The following is a 16,264-nucleotide window of genomic DNA, read 5'->3' on the forward strand; positions in this document are numbered from 1 at the left end:
CCTTAACACCTCTTTATCCTTCTAGCCAGTTCTATCCCTAACTCTTCGGCTTGTTTTGATGTTCCTTTTATATCTTGTTTTATGATTTCGACCTCTTCTTCATTAACATACATACCCTTAAGGAGAACCTCATCCCCCTCAACTGTTGCAAAGGCTGCTATTGGTGCACTACAACCGCCATCTAGTTCTTTAACAAAGCCACGCTCTGCCGCTGCTACTATATGTGATTCTGCACAATCAAATTCCTTAAGATAATCGTACTCTTCACCTTTTCTGCCTTGAACTGCAATAATCCCTTGGCAGGCTGAAGGAAGAATCTCTTCAACCTCAAAAAACTTATTAATTCTTTCCTCTAAACCAAGTCTTTTTATTCCTGCTGCTGCAAGAACTAAAGCAGAGTATTCTCCTCTGTCAAGCTTCTCAAGTCTTGTAATTACATTACCTCTAATAGGTGCAAAAGCTTTTCCTGGGAATAGCTCCTTTAGCTGAAGAACTCTTCTTTTACTTCCTGAACCTATTGGTGCTGCTTCATTAACCTCACCCTTTGGAAGGATATAAACATCTCGGTAATCAGCTCTCTTTGAAAGAGCAACTATAGGTAACTCTTCATTTATTTCCATTGGCATGTCTTTAAAACTATGGACAGTAAAATCAACCTCTCCATTTATAAGTGCTTCATCAAGTTCCTTTACAAAAAGCCCTTTACCACCTATTTTATCTAAGGACCTGTCTAAAATTTTATCTCCTGTAGTTTTTAAAGCTACTATCTCAATTTCTATTTCAGGATGTTTTTCCTTTATTGAATCTATAACCATATAGGTTTGAATCATTGCCAGCTTGCTGTCTCTGGTTCCAACCTTAATCTTTCTTTTCATTTTGAATAATCTCCTCCCCTTGCAGACACTTCCTAATTTTTGATGCTGTTTTTCTTACTAGTGAGTGATTTGCTCCCCCTTTTGAAACAAGCCCTCCAACAATTCCTTCAGCTTCAAAAACTGCTGGAAAATAGAAGTCATTTTCTTCCTTGCAGTCAGCAACACTTATAAAAGCACCAGCTTCCTTGGCGTCTGCTCCTACAAGACAATTTACCTCACGGTGATTTGTGGCTGCAACCACTAAAAAGCAGTCTTTTATATCCTTAGAATTGTAATTCCTACTTACTACTTCTATTAAGTTCTTTCCTTCGAGTTCCCTTAATTCCTCACTTATATGAGGTGATACAACCTTTACCTTTGCACCAAACTTAATAAGGGTATTAACTCTTCTTGTAGCAATGGTTCCTCCGCCTACTACTAATATGTTTTTATCCTTTATATCAATAAAGAGCGGGAAAAACATAGATTCCTTCCAGTGTTTAACTCTTTCTTTTTCTGATAAATCTCTATATGAACTATCTGCTTTTTTATCCTTATGTATCTGCACAATTCCATAGCTTTCACTTAAATATGTCTTTAAGCTTTCCATATCAAAACTTTCTTCTTCATCTACAGCTTCTATTGGACGCTTTATTAAAATAATCTTAACACCATTTTCCTTTGCTGCTTTAACCTTTTCTTCAAAGCCTCCTGCTGTACCAGTATCCTTTGTCACCATGTAACTAATATTAAACTGCTTTAGCATTGCACAATTCATTTCAAAGGAAAATGGACCTTGCATACAGATTAAATTCTTACCTTCAAAGCCTAGCTCACTACATTTCTCCATCACTGCTACCGTTGGAAGAACTCTGGGAAAGAGTCTTTCTTTATAATTAGGAACCTCAATATACTTATGAAGCTCCTTGCTTCCTGTTGTCACCAGCACATTTCCTACTGTACTTTTTAAAAGCTCTACAGCTTTCTCAGTGTTTTCAACTTCAATTACATTCTCAAATCTTAAGGAGGACCTTTTAATTCTAATGTATTTAGTTTTAACCTCATCACAAGCCTCTTTAATATTGCTTGTTACTATCTCTGCATAAGGATGAGTGGCATCAACTACCAAGTCATGCTCCCTTATTAAAGGCTTCATGGCTTCCAAATCCAGCCTTCCAATGTTAATCTTTAAATTTTCATGTTCAAACAGCATGTCACTTCCATATTCGGTTGCTACACAGGCTGTGACTTCTGCATTTCCACTTAATAAATACTCAACAACCATCCTGCCTTCAGTTGTTCCTGCAAAGACTAAAAACTTCATAGTCCATCCTCGTTTCTATCTAAATAACTTCAAACTACCAATTATAACTTAAATTAAAAACTATTTTCTGTAACCTCTTGGTGTTACAAGTCTACCATCTATAATCTTAGTTGTTTCATTACCAATAACAACTGTGGTAAACATATCTACCTGTGTTTCTGCTAATTCCTTTAAAGTTAACACTCTTGATTTCTGGCCTTCCCTTGCTATGTTTTGTACAAAGCCACAAGGAGTTTCTTCAGGTAAATTCTTCATAACAATTTCACAAGCTTTCTTTAAATAGTCAGCTCTCTTTTTGCTTGAAGGATTATATAAGCAGATTATAAACCCTGCTTCAGAAGCCAAGCTTAATCTTTTCTCTATTCTCTCCCAAGGTGTTAATAAATCACTTAAGGATATTACTGCAAAATCATGAGTTAACGGTGCTCCAAGCACTGCCGCTGCTGAAGATGCTGCTGTAATTCCTGGAATAACCTCAACTTCAACATTATGGTTTTCATACTCCGATAAAACCTCAATTATAAGACCCGCCATTCCATAAATTCCTGCGTCACCACTTGAAACCATAGCTACATTCTTTCCAGCAATTGCAGCCTGAACTGCCATATGACATCTATCAACTTCCTTTTTCATCGGAGTTGTAATTACTTCTTTTCCTTTAATTAAATCAGATATTAAATCTGTATATACTCCGTATCCAACTATAGTGTCACAGCTTTCAATTACTTCTGCAGCCTTTCCTGTCATTTGTGACACCTCACCTGGTCCAAGTCCTACTACATATAACTTCATCTTTATCCCCCTATTTTTTATTTACATGAAACTGTATACTTTCAAGAAACTCTGGTGACAAGTCCTCGCTCATAGAACGAAGACAAATATCAACGGTTTTATAAACAGCCTTTTCGATAATACTTCCATAGACTTCATCACCATAATCAATATCAAGGCCACCACTTACACGTTTAGCCACAACCTTCTTAATAGCTTTTATTTGATCCTGGCATAAATGATTTTTATACCATCTGTAATACTCTTCTTTATATTCTTCAATAATATTTCTAATCTTTTCAATGGCATCGCCATTTTCTAACTCTTCCGGCTTTGCTAAACTGTCTATATTAAAGCATTGAATAAGCTCAGTATTTTTAATTGCTGGATCTATATCACGTGGAAGAGCTAAATCAACAAGCTTCAATTCTACTTTTCTATCCTCCACCATGTCTTTTGTAATTGTATAGTGTGGACTTGCTGTTGCACTGATAACCATCTCCACCTGTGGCAAAAATTCTTCCCTTTTATCATATGCAATAGTATCGCAACCTCTAGGTACCACCGTCATTCCATGTTTATAAGTACGTAGAGTTATTGTAACATTAGCACCTTTTTCCACTAGCATGGTTGAACAGATTCTTCCCATCTCTCCATTTCCAATAACTAAAACATCTTTATCCTTTAAACCATATTTATCTTCAAGCATGCACACCGCCTGCCCAGCAACAGAGGTTGGTACTGCTCTTACTTTAATATTAGTTTTTGCTTTTTTGGCACAGGTTGCCGCCAACCTAAATAAGGTTTCCAATATAGAATCTATTGTTTTAACTTCTCTTGCAACAGCCGCTGCATTTTTAACTTGAGTTATAATTTGGTCTTCACATAAAATCATGGATCTCAATCCGCAAGCAACCTCCATTAAATGGTTTATGGCTTGCTCATTATGCTTTACCCTAAATATCTGCTCCATTTCCTTTGGATTAACCTTTGTCTCCTTGCATAAAAGACCTACAGCATCAACCTCATCACCCTCATTGCAAGACAAATATAGCTCTGTACGATTACAGGTACAAATTAATACCGCTCCTTCTACTAAAGGGTTACTTTTTATATTTATTAGTGCTTCTTTAACACCGCTTGCTGTAAAGCTAAATTTTTCTCTTGACTCTATGTCCGCAGATTTATGATCAACGGAAACCATAATTATATTCAAAATCTGCACCTCCAGTTAATTTTTGAAATAGCTACTGTAATACCGTCACAAGACTTCTTTTTTAAAACAAGTTTTCCCTCTAAATCTTCACTTGCTTTCTGGGCTGCTCTTTCACATACATTATCTACACCAGTTATAGATTTTACAAAAGCTGAGGATGAAAATTCGCCTTCAACCTTTAAAAGCTCCTCTGCGCTGTAAGTTATAAATTCAAGTCCATTCTTCTTGCAATAGTTTAAAATTGCTACTTCACTTGCTTTTATGTCAATGGATGCTATTTTTTTTATCTGCATCACTGAGATATTGTGCTCTTTCAATACATTATTTAATACTTTTTCAAATGCTTCCGATGGAATATTCTTTCTACATCCCACACCTATTATATACTCTTTAGGAATCAAGTTCAAAGTTTCCTCGAAAGGCCTTTTACTCATATTGGCAGAAATACATATTCCAGTATTGCAATTGATTCCACCCTCTATTCCTTCTGGGAAAACGCCTTCCACAGTGTAATCACTCATAAATCCAACTTTTTCTCCTTTGAGTAAAGCTGAAGAAATATATTTTATCTTTGAAAGTTCTAATATTGAACATTGATTCTTTACTGCCCAGGTATCAATAGCAAAAATCCCATGACCGTCAGTAGCTGTAGTAATAACTGGCATAGCCTCTAATCTTTCTGAAATGTATGTTGCAAGTTCATTTGCACCGCCTATATGGCCTGAAAGCACCGGAATCACAAAGCGGCCTCCATCATCCATAACAACTACTGCGGGATCTTTTCCCTTGCTCACGATATTAGCTGCAATAGCTCTCACTGCAATTCCCAAAGCTCCTACAAAAATGATCCCCTGAACTTCCTCCTGAAAACACGTTCTCGTAAACTCATATATACTGCCTTCTAGTTTCCCCACTATTCCTGAAGGATATTTACCAAAAGCTTCTACCCTATAGTCTTTATCCTTTAAAGCCTTATTTAATTTCTTTGAAATTTCCGTTCCAGCCTTTGTAAAGGAAACAATGACTATGCTCATTACTTTTCAGCCTCTCTAAATTCATGGGTAAAGGTAGGATCATAAAGCTTAGAACGTTCATACTCATTTCCAAGGAAACCACCAACTAAAATTAATGCTGTTTTACTGATTTCATTTTCCTTTGCTGCCTGGCTTAAATTTTCAATTGTTGTGCGTACAATCCTTTCATCTGGCCAAGTGGCTTTGTAAACTATAGCTGCTGGCGTATCTGCGTTATATCCACCTTTTATAAGTCTTCTGCTAAGCTCCTCAAGCATTCCTGCACTTAAAAATAAAGCCATTGATGCTTGATGTGATGCCAATTTTGAAATTTCTTCTTTCTCTGGAACTGGAGTTCTGCCCTCCATACGAGTTAAAATTACTGTCTGGCTCACTGTTGGCAAAGTATACTCAGTCTTTAAAGCTGCAGCCGCACCACAGAAGGAACTTACTCCTGGCACTACACTGTACTCAATTCCCTTTTCAATTAAAATATCCATCTGTTCTCTAATTGCTCCATAAATGCTTGGATCCCCAGTATGTAGTCTAACTGTCATCTTACTTTGACTTTCGCCCTTTTCCATAACCTGAATAACTTGTTCCAGTGTCATTGAAGCACTATTATGTATTTCACATCCTGGTTTTGTGTAATCTAAGAGTTTTGGGTTAACTAAAGACCCTGCATATATCACTACATCAGCCTGCTCTAATAAATTCTTTCCTCTAACTGTTATCAAATCAAAAGCCCCTGGGCCTGCCCCTATAAAATAAACCATTATTTCTCGTCTCCCTTAACTATAATAATTGAAAAGTAGCTTGATTCATCTGGAATCTCACTTAAACTTTTATATGTCTTCTCATTTGCCATGGCACAGCATTCAACCATCTGTGATGAATTATCATAACCTAATTCTCTTAAAGAATCCTTCACCTTGCCAAGACTTTTCCCACTTTTCATAAGCACTTTATTTCCCTGAAGCTTTAAAAGTTCGTCAGTACCCTCATAGGATGCTGGAATAATATGCAGAGCATCAGCACCATCACAAAGAGATATATTTAATGCTGCAGCCGCTGCACAAAAGGAAGTAACCCCTGATATAATTTCGGCATCATACCCCTTTGCTAATACACTCCTATGAACATACATATAGGTTGAATATACACAAGGGTCTCCTAATGTAATAAATGCAACATTCAATCCCTCATCCAGCCTTTTTATAATTGCATCAGCACTACTGTTATGTCCTGCTTTTAACCTTTCTGCATCTCTTGTCATTGGCATATCACAATATAAAATCTCTTTTCCCTCTATAAATTCAGCAACAATGTTCATTGCTGTCTTTTCTCCACCAGTATCAGGTACTGCAATAATATCAGCCTTCTTTAAAGTATCCACTGCTGCCAAGGTTAAAAACTTCTTATCTCCTGGTCCAACTCCTACTCCGTATAAAATCCCCTTCATTTTTAATCCTCCAATTCTTTTATTAACCCTCTGGCCCCTTCTGTCATATATATATATCTTCCTTTATTAGTAAAGGTCATCACTTCAATATCACATTGGTCTCCAATTCTATATTTTAAGTTTTCAACAATTTTATCCATAACTGTTTTCCAAACTTTATCTTTCAATTTCATTTCTTCTAAAAGGCAATCAATTTCATCCGTGGTTGTGGCCTCCATGATTCGCATTACCTGCTCTCTGGTTGCTCCTGCCATGGCCCCATGGGCTGCAAAAATTTCTTTTCTCCCATCAGCCATTCTAGAATGGGTATTCATTATCCCTGCTGCCACCTTACTGATTTTCCCTGCATGCCCAATGAGCATAATTCTCTTAACACCTTTATAAACAGAATAATCTAGAGCTTCTCCAATATAATTAGAACACTTAATACCAGTTTCTAAGTCAATATTAAATTCCCTTAGTGCAAAATCTCTTCCATAATTACCTGGGCATATTAATAACTTATCTTCACCCTTAGACGTTCTGCTATCTATCTCAACATGGATAGTTTCAATCAAAGCTCTTTCACTCATTGGCTCAACAATGCCGCTGGTTCCAAGAATTGATATGCCTCCAATAATTCCAAGTCGTGGATTAAATGTTCTCTTTGCAACTTCTTCTCCTCCATCAGCACTGATAATCACCTTAAATCCGCCTTTATAATTATGTTTTTCAGCCACTTCTATTAAAGCTTCTTTAATCATAAGCCTAGGTGTTGGATTTATTGCTGCTTCACCCACACTACAAGCAAGCCCTTCTTTGGTTACTCTTCCTACGCCTTTTCCACCATCTATTTCTATCCCAAAAGGTATTTTCTTCACCGTTGCACAAATTTTCATTCCATGGGTGGCATCTGGGTCATCTCCACCATCTTTAATAATCTTACAGCTCACACTTTCCTTATCTGATGTAATATCTTCAACTTCTAAATTTAAAAGTATTCCTTTAGGAGTTTCTAAACGTACCTGCTCCTGAACTTCTCCAGTTAAAAGCATTGTAGCTGCAGCCTTTGATGCTGCCGTGGCACAGCTTCCTGTTGTGAACCCAAGCTTCAGCTTCTTTCCGTCCTTAACTACATATTCCTTCATTCTTCCACTCTTCTCTCTGAAAATACCTTCTTTATACTTGCTCTTGCAGCTGAAATTGTAGCTGCACTTTCATCAACATTTATATAGTCTTTATCCTTTAAAATCTCCATCAAATGAGCTATTCTTGGAATTCTTAAAGAATGCTTTCTTAATATATCAGCCTTTGAAAATATTTCTTTAGGTGTTCCTTCTATAATTACTCTGCCTTTATCAAAAACAAAAGCATGATTACAATATAAAGGAATAATATCTATATCATGGGTTGCTATTACAACTGAAATTCCCATAGACCTATTTATCTCTAATAAAAGAGTCATAATCTCACTAACTCCTGCCGGATCAAGGCCTGCTGTAGGTTCATCTAAAATCATAACTTCTGGCTCCATAACAAGAACCCCTGCTATTGCCACCCTTTTCTTTTGACCATAACTTAAAGCATGAGTCGGTCTATACTCTAATTCCTCTATTCCAACTCTTTTAATAGCATCGTCAACTCTTTTTTTTACCTCTTGCTCTGAAAGTCCTAAATTTATTGCACCAAAGGAAATATCCTTTCTAACACTTGAAGAAAAAAGCTGGTCATTTGGGTCTTGAAATACAATGCCTACTTCCTTTCTCATTTCACGAATGCCTTTCTTATTGTAAACAACTTCATTTCCTTTAAAATATACTTTTCCTGAGTCTGGTGTAAGAACTCCATTTAAGTTAAGAAAAAAAGTAGACTTTCCAGCTCCATTTCCTCCCATAATTGCAGTTATCTTTCCTTTTGGAATCTTTATATTTATATTATCTATTGCTTTATTCTCTCCATCATAGGAATAGCTTAAATCCCTTGTTTCAAGTATTGCCATTTTGTAACCTCCCATGTGAATCAACCTTTAAAAACTATTTTTTCTACTAAACCTACAACAATCAAAAACAAACTTAATGTGCAAGTACTAATATATAACTTTCTTGCAGACTTATACTCTTCTTTAAAAAATCTAACTTCTCCATTATATCCTCTTGATTCTAAAGCCATAAAAATTCTATCTGCTCTCTTATAAGCACGTATAAAAATCATACTAATCATTTCTCCAGTTGATCTAACTGCAGTTTTAAAACTTGCATTTCCAAGTCTTGATGCTTGAGCTATTCTCATATTGGAGGCCTCTTCCCAAATAATAAATATAAATCTGTATATAAGTTCCATTAATGACACCAATAAGTTAGGAAGTCTTGTTCCTCTCAAAAATTCAAACAGTTCTATCATTGGAGTATTAAGAGCTAAAAAATACATTGCACTCACTGCACCTAAAGCCCTAGTTATTAATGTAATTCCCTGTGACAATGACAACTCATCAACACCATACTGAAAATTTCCGACATGAAACCCAATTAGTATTGATTGATTTACATCATACCTATTTATCATAACGGTAACAGTACCAATAACTAAGAATGCTAAAGGTATACCTAGAAGTTTAATATATTTCTTCATTGAAATACCACTAGTTCTAATTGTTATAACCCCCATTAATAAAATTGTCAGTATGCCTACTGATGGTGAATTCATCAGTAAGCATATTGACAATATAGATATAGAAAATATTAATTTTCCTTTTGGGTCCACATTTAAAAGCTTTGACTTATATGCATAATTATCTATTTGGATCATTTGCTTTCTTTAACCTGTGGCTTCTTAGCTGTAATTCTTCCAAGAACAAAAGCCACTACTCCAGTACCTATTGCTGCTTGTAGTGCAAAAAGTAAAGATTCAATCTCCCCACTCTTTGGTTCTAAAATTGAGTCAGCCCAAGGCTCATAATCTGGATCTATCTCAGTGATTGCATCCATAGCAAGTCCATCTGCACCACCAAATTCAGCATTTTTTAAAAGTAAAAGAGGTGCTGCTGCAATAACAATAACTAATAATAATAATAGCAAATTCTTTTGATATAACTTCATTCTATATTTCCTCCCCTACTATAATACTGATAACTCTATTAATTCTTTTCTACTGTACTTTTCTAATATATTGTATATAACTACTGTAACTAAACCTTCACATATTGCTAATGGTACCTGTGTAAGTGCAAATATAGTTAAGAACTTAACCAAAGAACCCATTATTCCTGTTCCAGCATCTGGGAATGCCAAAGCAAGCTGAACTGATGTTACAACATAAGTAAGTAAGTTTCCAAGTGCTGCTGCTAAAAATACTGCAACACCGTTATTAGCTCCCCACTTTTTAGAAAGCTTAAATACTCCATAAGAAACTAATGGACCAACAATTGCCATTGAAAAAGTGTTAGCTCCAAGAGTAGATATTCCACCATGAGCAAGTAAAATAGCTTGGAATAGAAGTATAATCACTCCAATGACTGCCATTGCTAAAGGTCCAAATAAAATAGCACCTAATCCAACACCTGTAGGATGTGAACAGCTACCTGTAACTGATGGAATTTTAAGTGCTGATAAAACAAAAGCAAAAGCTCCACACATTGCAAATAATACTAAATGCTTAGATGATACTGCCACCTTGTTTTTTATTGCAAAGAAACCCATTACAACAAAAGGAATACATAAAACTCCCCAACCAATACACCATGCAGGCTGTAAATATCCTTCTGCAATATGCATTGCATATGCACTCTTAGGAATTAACAACACTACCGCTAACGTTAAAACCATCACTTGAAACTTTGAAATTTTTTTATTCATACAAACCCCTCCTTAAAAAATGAAAGCCTTTACTTCAAAGAAGTAAAGGCTTTAAGTTTGCATATTTAAAACATAATAAAGCTAAGCATTTAAAATCTACATCGATATTAAATCCTTAATTTCATCATGGCAAACTACACCCTTCATACTCTGTGAAGTCATAGCACTCCGCATAATAACTATTATGCGGACAATATTGGCAGGTCTTCCGACTTAAACATCATTGTTTGCTTTCGCCTTCCCAAATAAAAATTCAGTGGCTTTTTTAACTTTAGTAAAACTAGAAAGCATTCTCCGTTAATACGGCAGCAGGACTGTTCAGGATTCTAACCTAATTCCCATTTTCATGTATATAAAATATACAACCAATATCCCAATACTATATTTAATTGTTATTTTTTCAACTCTATTTTTATCATAACATTTCAATAGTCCCTTTTCAATATTTTCTTAAAATTTAAAATAAACTTTCAAATATTTTTATCCAATTCTATACATCAATAAATATTAGTAAATTTCATTAATGCTAATTAAAGCATTAAAAAATATTTTCAATAATATAAAGTTTCTTCATTTCTTCATTCAAAATAAGATACAGCTTTGAAGAATCAGAATTTCTTTTGATATAATATTTATACTCAACATTAAAATCAGGAATCACAGCCTCCGGTATATCTAAGCTATTAAGTACCTCCGCAACCTCTGCCTCCAGAACTATACTAGTCCCCTTATACCAGTCTATACACTGTTTAACCTTTTCAGCATATTTATACCTGAATATATGAAATCTTTCTCCATCTCCTAGAAAACTAGATCCACTATCCTTTTCATATACCTGTTCATATCCACTCGGTAAACTTATATCCCAATTCGCCTTGAATATTTCATCATACCCCTTTCCAATAAAGGTCACCTCTAAAACCCCTACAATTATTATAAATAGTACAATCACAGAAGCACTTAAAATTAAAACTATATTTCTTTTCAACATAACTACAAACCTATGACTCTATATAGTTAGATCATTATCATTTTTAATTTCAACAGCTTTTTTAAACACCTCTGCCAAGACAAAACACATTAAAGCTGATATTATTCCGATCATCATAAGTGGTGAGATAGCTCCATTTCCATTAGATAAAATTTGTATACCAGCAAATTTATTATCACCATATCCTCTAATGCACTCATACACAGCATTTATTGTTAAAAATACACCCATAACCCTAAAGCGTTTCACATTTTTATAGATAAAAGGACTATTATTAGTACTATCAATTATCTGTATCAACATTATAATTACAACTAAATATCCAATGAAATATAACATATTCATAGCACCAACAACCAAGTGTACTGCTTCAAGTCCTCCATCATTCAATTTCACCATTATCTCACTATAAATTCCGAATGGAAGAGATATTAAAAAAATGATAATGCCAATGCAAAGAAATAAAGAATTATAATAATACTGCTTTTTATTACTGTATTTCCCATTTTAAATCTCCTTTCTTACTTTAAACTCTTACTCTGATACTTCAGCATATAACTTACCACTTTCATCTTCATTTATTAAAATAGTGACCTTATTTTCACTAAAGTTTTCCTTAAACTGCTGAGTTCTTAAAATTTCATTCCCGCCTTTGTCCTTAGCAGTTAACACAAATTCACAGCCATCATATTTATCCATTTGGAAGCCAAATCTCTCTCCCTTTTTAACAGGGCTTTCATCAGCATACTGACCTCCGCCTGAGGAATTTCTTTGTTCTATACCAAAGGAATAAATCTTTTGATTGGTATTGTTGATAATTATTAAATTTTCCTCTTCTGCTACAACATTAGACCTGTTGCTGCAGCCAATAACTACTATAAGTAAAATTCCAAGTGCAATTACCATACTAAATTTCTTTTTCATCAATAAATACCTCCTACACGATTTATATTGCTTAAGCTACGTATCAAATTCAACATAATACAAAATATTTGTATCTGCATCATACATAGCTATTGTTAAATTAAAGGAAAAACGATTAAATAATTTTGTATCACTTGAAGCATCTATACTTTCACTATGACGGTCAAAAAAATACCAATACCCGTTTTCAATTTTAGGAATTCCTAATTCTCCCGCAATATTATAACCATATGAAGTTCCATCTCTCATACCGCCATACATGAATAAATTAAGATTCTCACTTAATGGCAATTCACACCACTTTGAATTTTCTTTAAGCTCATTCAAAATAGTTTCTTTATCCTGAGCCAAAAATTCAACCTTTGCAAATGTATGTCCATCTCCATGAAATCCACCATGTTCATCAACATAACTTATATTTTCAGGTTCTGGTATATTAATACCTATTTGTTCTTCAATATACTTTTCATCAGATGTAACTGAACATCCCAGCAAAGCGTATGCACTAATAATTACAACTATTGCTAAAGCAATTCTATTTTTCATCTTTATATCACCTAAAATCCACAAATATTCTAATATTCTGTATATTATTCTTAAAAGAGAAAGCAGATTTATATCTGCTTCCTTTTCATGCGTGACAATATAAGTGCAGCTCCCAATGTAATACCTGAGATTGCAATAAATAACCACATCATTGGTATTAAAAAGAAAGGCTCTACTAATGTTCCATCCTCAAGTACTTTTGATCCAATAACATTAAAGGCTACTGCACATACAATTGCTAAACCAAGAAACACTCCGCTTGGTATATATTTTTTCATAACTATCTACTCCTTTATAAAATATTTTTAAACTTATTACAAATATTTAACTTCTATTCCGTATCTTTTCTATACTCCAAAATATCTCCTGGCTGACAGTCTAAAGCTTCACATATTGCTTCTAAGGTTGTAAACCTGATTGCCTTAGCCTTATTATTTTTTAAAATAGATAAGTTAGCCATGGTTATTCCTAGTCTGTCTGAGAGTTCAGTGGAGGACATTTTTCTTTTCGCCATCATTACATCCAAATTTACTACTATCATTTCAATTCCTCCTATATTGTCAGATCATTTTCTTCTTGGAGTTCAATACCACTTCCAATAAGTTCTCTAACTATTGAGGATATGATAAATACCATTAATGCACCCATCATCACAACTAAACAGACTAAATTTCTATAAATAAAAACTGTACCTACTAAGAAAATTAAGAAATCTGTGAGGGAACAAATGCTTATTATCTTTAATTCCTTCATACTGCTTTTATAAAATACATTTCCATCAAGTAATCTCTTACTTAACTTAACTACAGATATTCCTATAAATAAAAATGGTATTGCTGAAATGTAAAGAAAAATAATTACTTCAAGCTTATTAAATCTAACACCTGCTGCTAAGAAATTTAGAAAATACCAGTCCACAAGCTTAGGTAATAATACTGCTGCAATTATAACTAAACCCACACACATAATTGATAATCCATAAAGAAACACTTTAAAAATTTTTTTCATCCTTAGTCCTCCTAAAATAAATGACTCCTGCCATACCTGCAAATAATATTTGAATTGTACTTAAAATAATAAATATACCTATTGGTAAGTAAACTCCCCCTAATACTTTTATAGAAATCAACAAACTCAAGAAAAAGAATACTCACAATGCCGTTTTACTTCCGTAATATATTTCCTCTTATGCCAAAAACAAATCATAACATCCTAAAACCCCCATACATATCTTTTCTTTCATGAGACTCCCAACATTTTAATCTTTAATTAAATTTTATCAAGAACAATAGTGTGTGTCAATATATTTTTATCGTAAAACGATAAAATATTGTTGTATATTAATATATTTTTATTCTAAAATAATATGTTGCCTCATGATTTATTTTGGAACCTTTACTCTCTAAAGTGTATATAATTAATTAAATTTATAAATTGGAGTATTTTATGAGGAGTCCGCTTATTGACTTAATTGAAACTGAAAACCTCTTAATTAAAAATGCTTCTATGAGCGAATGCAGTAAATTGCAAGATATATACTCATCTTGAACAACACGTACCGACCTAGAAAGATTGAATTTTAATGAGGACTACATTTATAATGTCAAAGATTATTTTTTTAATTTTTCTTGCTAATATAAATTTACTATGCTATTATAGATACCAACGGTATGTATGGAGGCGATTCTTTATGGCAAGAAATAAATATCCGGAGGAAACTATAAAATTAATTGTAGATCAATCACTAAAACTATTTATTGAAAAGGGATATGAAAATACATCAATTCAAGATATTATCAATAACTTAGGCGGCCTTTCAAAAGGAGCTATATATCACCACTTCAAATCTAAAGAAGAAATTTTTGAAGCTGTATGCAAAAAAATAGGTGATGATAACACTGTTTATTATAGGAGTATTCGTGATAGCAAAGATCTATCTGGATATGAAAAGTTAAAGGTAATGGTGCAATCTGCATATTCAAATCCTAATAACGAAGCTGTTGTTGCAATGACCTCTAAGATAGGTAGTGACCCTAAGTTTTTATTGGCTCAAATTACTGATATTTTTGAAGTTGTAGCACCACTCTATATTCAACCTGTTATTGAAGAAGGGATTATGGATGGTTCAATTCAAACTAAATATCCAAAGGAACTCTCTGAAGTTATTATTGTTCTAGTTAATATTTGGATAAATCCCATTATAGCTAAAACAACCCCAGAAGAAATGAAGCAAAAACTTGAATTCTTCAGTTGCCTTTTACAAGGAATAGGTCTAAATTTATTAGATCAAGAAACAATATCTCAATACGTTGAGTATTGCAAAAATTACGTTAAATAAAAATAGCTGTCCAATTATGGGCAGATTATTTTTAATATTATACATACCGTCAGTCTGTATTAAAGGAGTGTTAATATGAATGAACAAAAATTATTTACTAAAAATTTTATCCTTGTGGTAATAGGTCAAATTATATCCCTATTTGGTAATTCCATTCTCCGTTTTGCCTTGCCTCTTTATCTTCTACGAACAACTGGATCTGCAGCTTTATTTGGAATTGTTACTGCCTGTTCTTTTCTACCAATGATTTTTTTATCTTTAGTAGGAGGTGTACTAGCAGATAGATTTAACAAGCGAAATATTATGGTAATCCTGGATTTTATAACTGCCCTTGTTGTTATATTTTTATTACTTGCTTTAAACAAGCTTTCTATTGTTCCTCTGTTTATAATTATTTTAATGATTCTATATGGAATTAGTGGAATATATCACCCAACTGTACAAGCCAGCATTCCCTCATTAGTAAGCTCTAAAAAAATACTATCTGCCGGTGCAATAATAAATCAAATAGGTGCTTTATCTAATCTTTTAGGCCCTATTATTGGTGGTATGCTGTTTGGTACATTTGGTATTATTCCAATTTTAACAATTAGTATTATTTGTTTTACGTTATCAGCTATTATGGAAATTTTTATTCACATACCATACAAAAAAAGAAATGATAATCAAAATATGATTGCAATTGTAAAAAATGATTTATCTGAAAGCATAAATTATATGAAAAATGAAAAGCCGATTTTAATAAAAATCATTGTATTAATATCTCTCTTTAATCTAGTTTTAACTGCGATGATGATAGTTGGTATCCCTGTTCTAATTATTGATATACTTAATCTGAGTGACAGTCTTTTAGGTGTATCTCAAAGTATCCTTGCTTTAGGTGGACTTTGTGGTGGAATATTAACAGCAGTATTAGGTGAAAAACTCACACTACCTATTATTACTTTCAAGTATCTGCATTGGTATCATGGGAATACCGCTACTACTTAATGCTT

General features: G+C 33.7%; 21 protein-coding genes and 1 riboswitch. Of the genes, 2 read left to right on the forward strand and 19 right to left on the reverse strand.

From position 1 onward, the window contains the following. Positions 1-2: 2 nt before the first annotated feature. The 19 genes from hemC to BN1075_RS12265 form a co-directional block, all read right to left on the reverse strand. Entirely contained in the window at positions 3-875 is an 873-nt protein-coding gene (hemC, locus tag BN1075_RS12175; protein WP_040193421.1) for a hydroxymethylbilane synthase, read from the reverse strand. After that, the gene (cobK, locus tag BN1075_RS12180; protein WP_042387252.1) at positions 859-2,178 is read right to left on the reverse strand and encodes a precorrin-6A reductase; all 1,320 of its coding nucleotides are present in this window, start codon (positions 2,176-2,178) and stop codon (positions 859-861) included. Before cobK ends, hemC begins: the two co-directional genes overlap by 17 nt. A gap of 60 nt (positions 2,179-2,238) precedes the next feature. Next, positions 2,239-2,970, reverse strand: a complete 732-nt coding sequence (gene cobJ / locus BN1075_RS12185; protein ID WP_040193422.1) for a precorrin-3B C(17)-methyltransferase — start codon at positions 2,968-2,970, stop codon at positions 2,239-2,241. A gap of 10 nt (positions 2,971-2,980) precedes the next feature. Continuing rightward, complete coding sequence (gene hemA / locus BN1075_RS12190) at positions 2,981-4,165, reverse strand: glutamyl-tRNA reductase (RefSeq protein ID WP_081911572.1); 1,185 nt, start codon at positions 4,163-4,165, stop codon at positions 2,981-2,983. After that, positions 4,162-5,199, reverse strand: a complete 1,038-nt coding sequence (locus BN1075_RS12195) for a cobalt-precorrin 5A hydrolase (RefSeq protein ID WP_040193423.1) — start codon at positions 5,197-5,199, stop codon at positions 4,162-4,164. The genes hemA and BN1075_RS12195 overlap by 4 nt, the downstream gene beginning before the upstream one ends. Beyond that, positions 5,199-5,954, reverse strand: coding sequence for a precorrin-4 C(11)-methyltransferase (gene cobM, locus BN1075_RS12200; protein ID WP_040193424.1), 756 nt, complete (start codon positions 5,952-5,954; stop codon positions 5,199-5,201). Before cobM ends, BN1075_RS12195 begins: the two co-directional genes overlap by 1 nt. Further along, positions 5,954-6,640, reverse strand: a complete 687-nt coding sequence (cobI, locus tag BN1075_RS12205; protein ID WP_040193425.1) for a precorrin-2 C(20)-methyltransferase — start codon at positions 6,638-6,640, stop codon at positions 5,954-5,956. The genes cobM and cobI overlap by 1 nt, the downstream gene beginning before the upstream one ends. Positions 6,641-6,642: 2 nt before the next feature. After that, complete coding sequence (cbiD, locus tag BN1075_RS12210) at positions 6,643-7,767, reverse strand: cobalt-precorrin-5B (C(1))-methyltransferase CbiD (RefSeq protein WP_040193426.1); 1,125 nt, start codon at positions 7,765-7,767, stop codon at positions 6,643-6,645. Further along, the gene (locus BN1075_RS12215; protein ID WP_040193427.1) at positions 7,764-8,618 is read right to left on the reverse strand and encodes an ATP-binding cassette domain-containing protein; all 855 of its coding nucleotides are present in this window, start codon (positions 8,616-8,618) and stop codon (positions 7,764-7,766) included. The genes cbiD and BN1075_RS12215 overlap by 4 nt, the downstream gene beginning before the upstream one ends. A gap of 20 nt (positions 8,619-8,638) precedes the next feature. Beyond that, positions 8,639-9,424, reverse strand: coding sequence for a cobalt ECF transporter T component CbiQ (cbiQ, locus tag BN1075_RS12220; protein WP_040193428.1), 786 nt, complete (start codon positions 9,422-9,424; stop codon positions 8,639-8,641). Next, positions 9,421-9,714: an energy-coupling factor ABC transporter substrate-binding protein gene (locus BN1075_RS12225; RefSeq protein ID WP_040193429.1), complete on the reverse strand. Its 294-nt coding sequence runs from the start codon at positions 9,712-9,714 to the stop codon at positions 9,421-9,423. The genes cbiQ and BN1075_RS12225 overlap by 4 nt, the downstream gene beginning before the upstream one ends. 18 nt (positions 9,715-9,732) lie before the next feature. Then, positions 9,733-10,440: an energy-coupling factor ABC transporter permease gene (locus BN1075_RS12230; protein WP_449727766.1), complete on the reverse strand. Its 708-nt coding sequence runs from the start codon at positions 10,438-10,440 to the stop codon at positions 9,733-9,735. Positions 10,441-10,651: 211 nt separating this feature from the next. Then, positions 10,652-10,855: riboswitch (cobalamin riboswitch) on the reverse strand. A 153-nt stretch (positions 10,856-11,008) separates the two neighbouring features. After that, entirely contained in the window at positions 11,009-11,461 is a 453-nt protein-coding gene (locus BN1075_RS12235) for a hypothetical protein (RefSeq protein ID WP_040193433.1), read from the reverse strand. Between the two features lie 18 nt (positions 11,462-11,479). Then, positions 11,480-11,860 (reverse strand): DUF2975 domain-containing protein, encoded by a 381-nt coding sequence (locus BN1075_RS12240; RefSeq protein ID WP_081911573.1) that lies wholly within the window; start codon positions 11,858-11,860, stop codon positions 11,480-11,482. A 135-nt stretch (positions 11,861-11,995) separates the two neighbouring features. Next, positions 11,996-12,385 (reverse strand): hypothetical protein, encoded by a 390-nt coding sequence (locus BN1075_RS12245; RefSeq protein WP_040193434.1) that lies wholly within the window; start codon positions 12,383-12,385, stop codon positions 11,996-11,998. A 36-nt stretch (positions 12,386-12,421) separates the two neighbouring features. Then, on the reverse strand, positions 12,422-12,931 hold the full coding sequence (locus tag BN1075_RS12250; protein WP_040193435.1) for a hypothetical protein: 510 nt from the start codon (positions 12,929-12,931) through the stop codon (positions 12,422-12,424). Positions 12,932-12,999: 68 nt separating this feature from the next. Continuing rightward, positions 13,000-13,209 (reverse strand): DUF3955 domain-containing protein, encoded by a 210-nt coding sequence (locus tag BN1075_RS12255; protein ID WP_040193436.1) that lies wholly within the window; start codon positions 13,207-13,209, stop codon positions 13,000-13,002. Between the two features lie 53 nt (positions 13,210-13,262). Then, positions 13,263-13,472, reverse strand: a complete 210-nt coding sequence (locus tag BN1075_RS12260) for a helix-turn-helix domain-containing protein (protein WP_040193437.1) — start codon at positions 13,470-13,472, stop codon at positions 13,263-13,265. A gap of 11 nt (positions 13,473-13,483) precedes the next feature. Further along, positions 13,484-13,939, reverse strand: coding sequence for a DUF2975 domain-containing protein (locus BN1075_RS12265; RefSeq protein ID WP_040193438.1), 456 nt, complete (start codon positions 13,937-13,939; stop codon positions 13,484-13,486). Positions 13,940-14,621: 682 nt separating this feature from the next. Here BN1075_RS12265 and BN1075_RS12270 point away from each other — a divergent pair. Beyond that, the gene (locus BN1075_RS12270; RefSeq protein ID WP_040193439.1) at positions 14,622-15,269 is read left to right on the forward strand and encodes a TetR/AcrR family transcriptional regulator; all 648 of its coding nucleotides are present in this window, start codon (positions 14,622-14,624) and stop codon (positions 15,267-15,269) included. 75 nt (positions 15,270-15,344) lie between these two features. After that, complete coding sequence (locus tag BN1075_RS12275) at positions 15,345-16,259, forward strand: MFS transporter (protein WP_235777790.1); 915 nt, start codon at positions 15,345-15,347, stop codon at positions 16,257-16,259. The last annotated feature ends 5 nt before the right edge of the window (positions 16,260-16,264 follow it).

This window comes from Clostridium culturomicium (assembly GCF_000821305.1).
Classification (GTDB): Bacteria; Bacillota; Clostridia; order Clostridiales; family Clostridiaceae; genus Clostridium_J; species Clostridium_J culturomicium.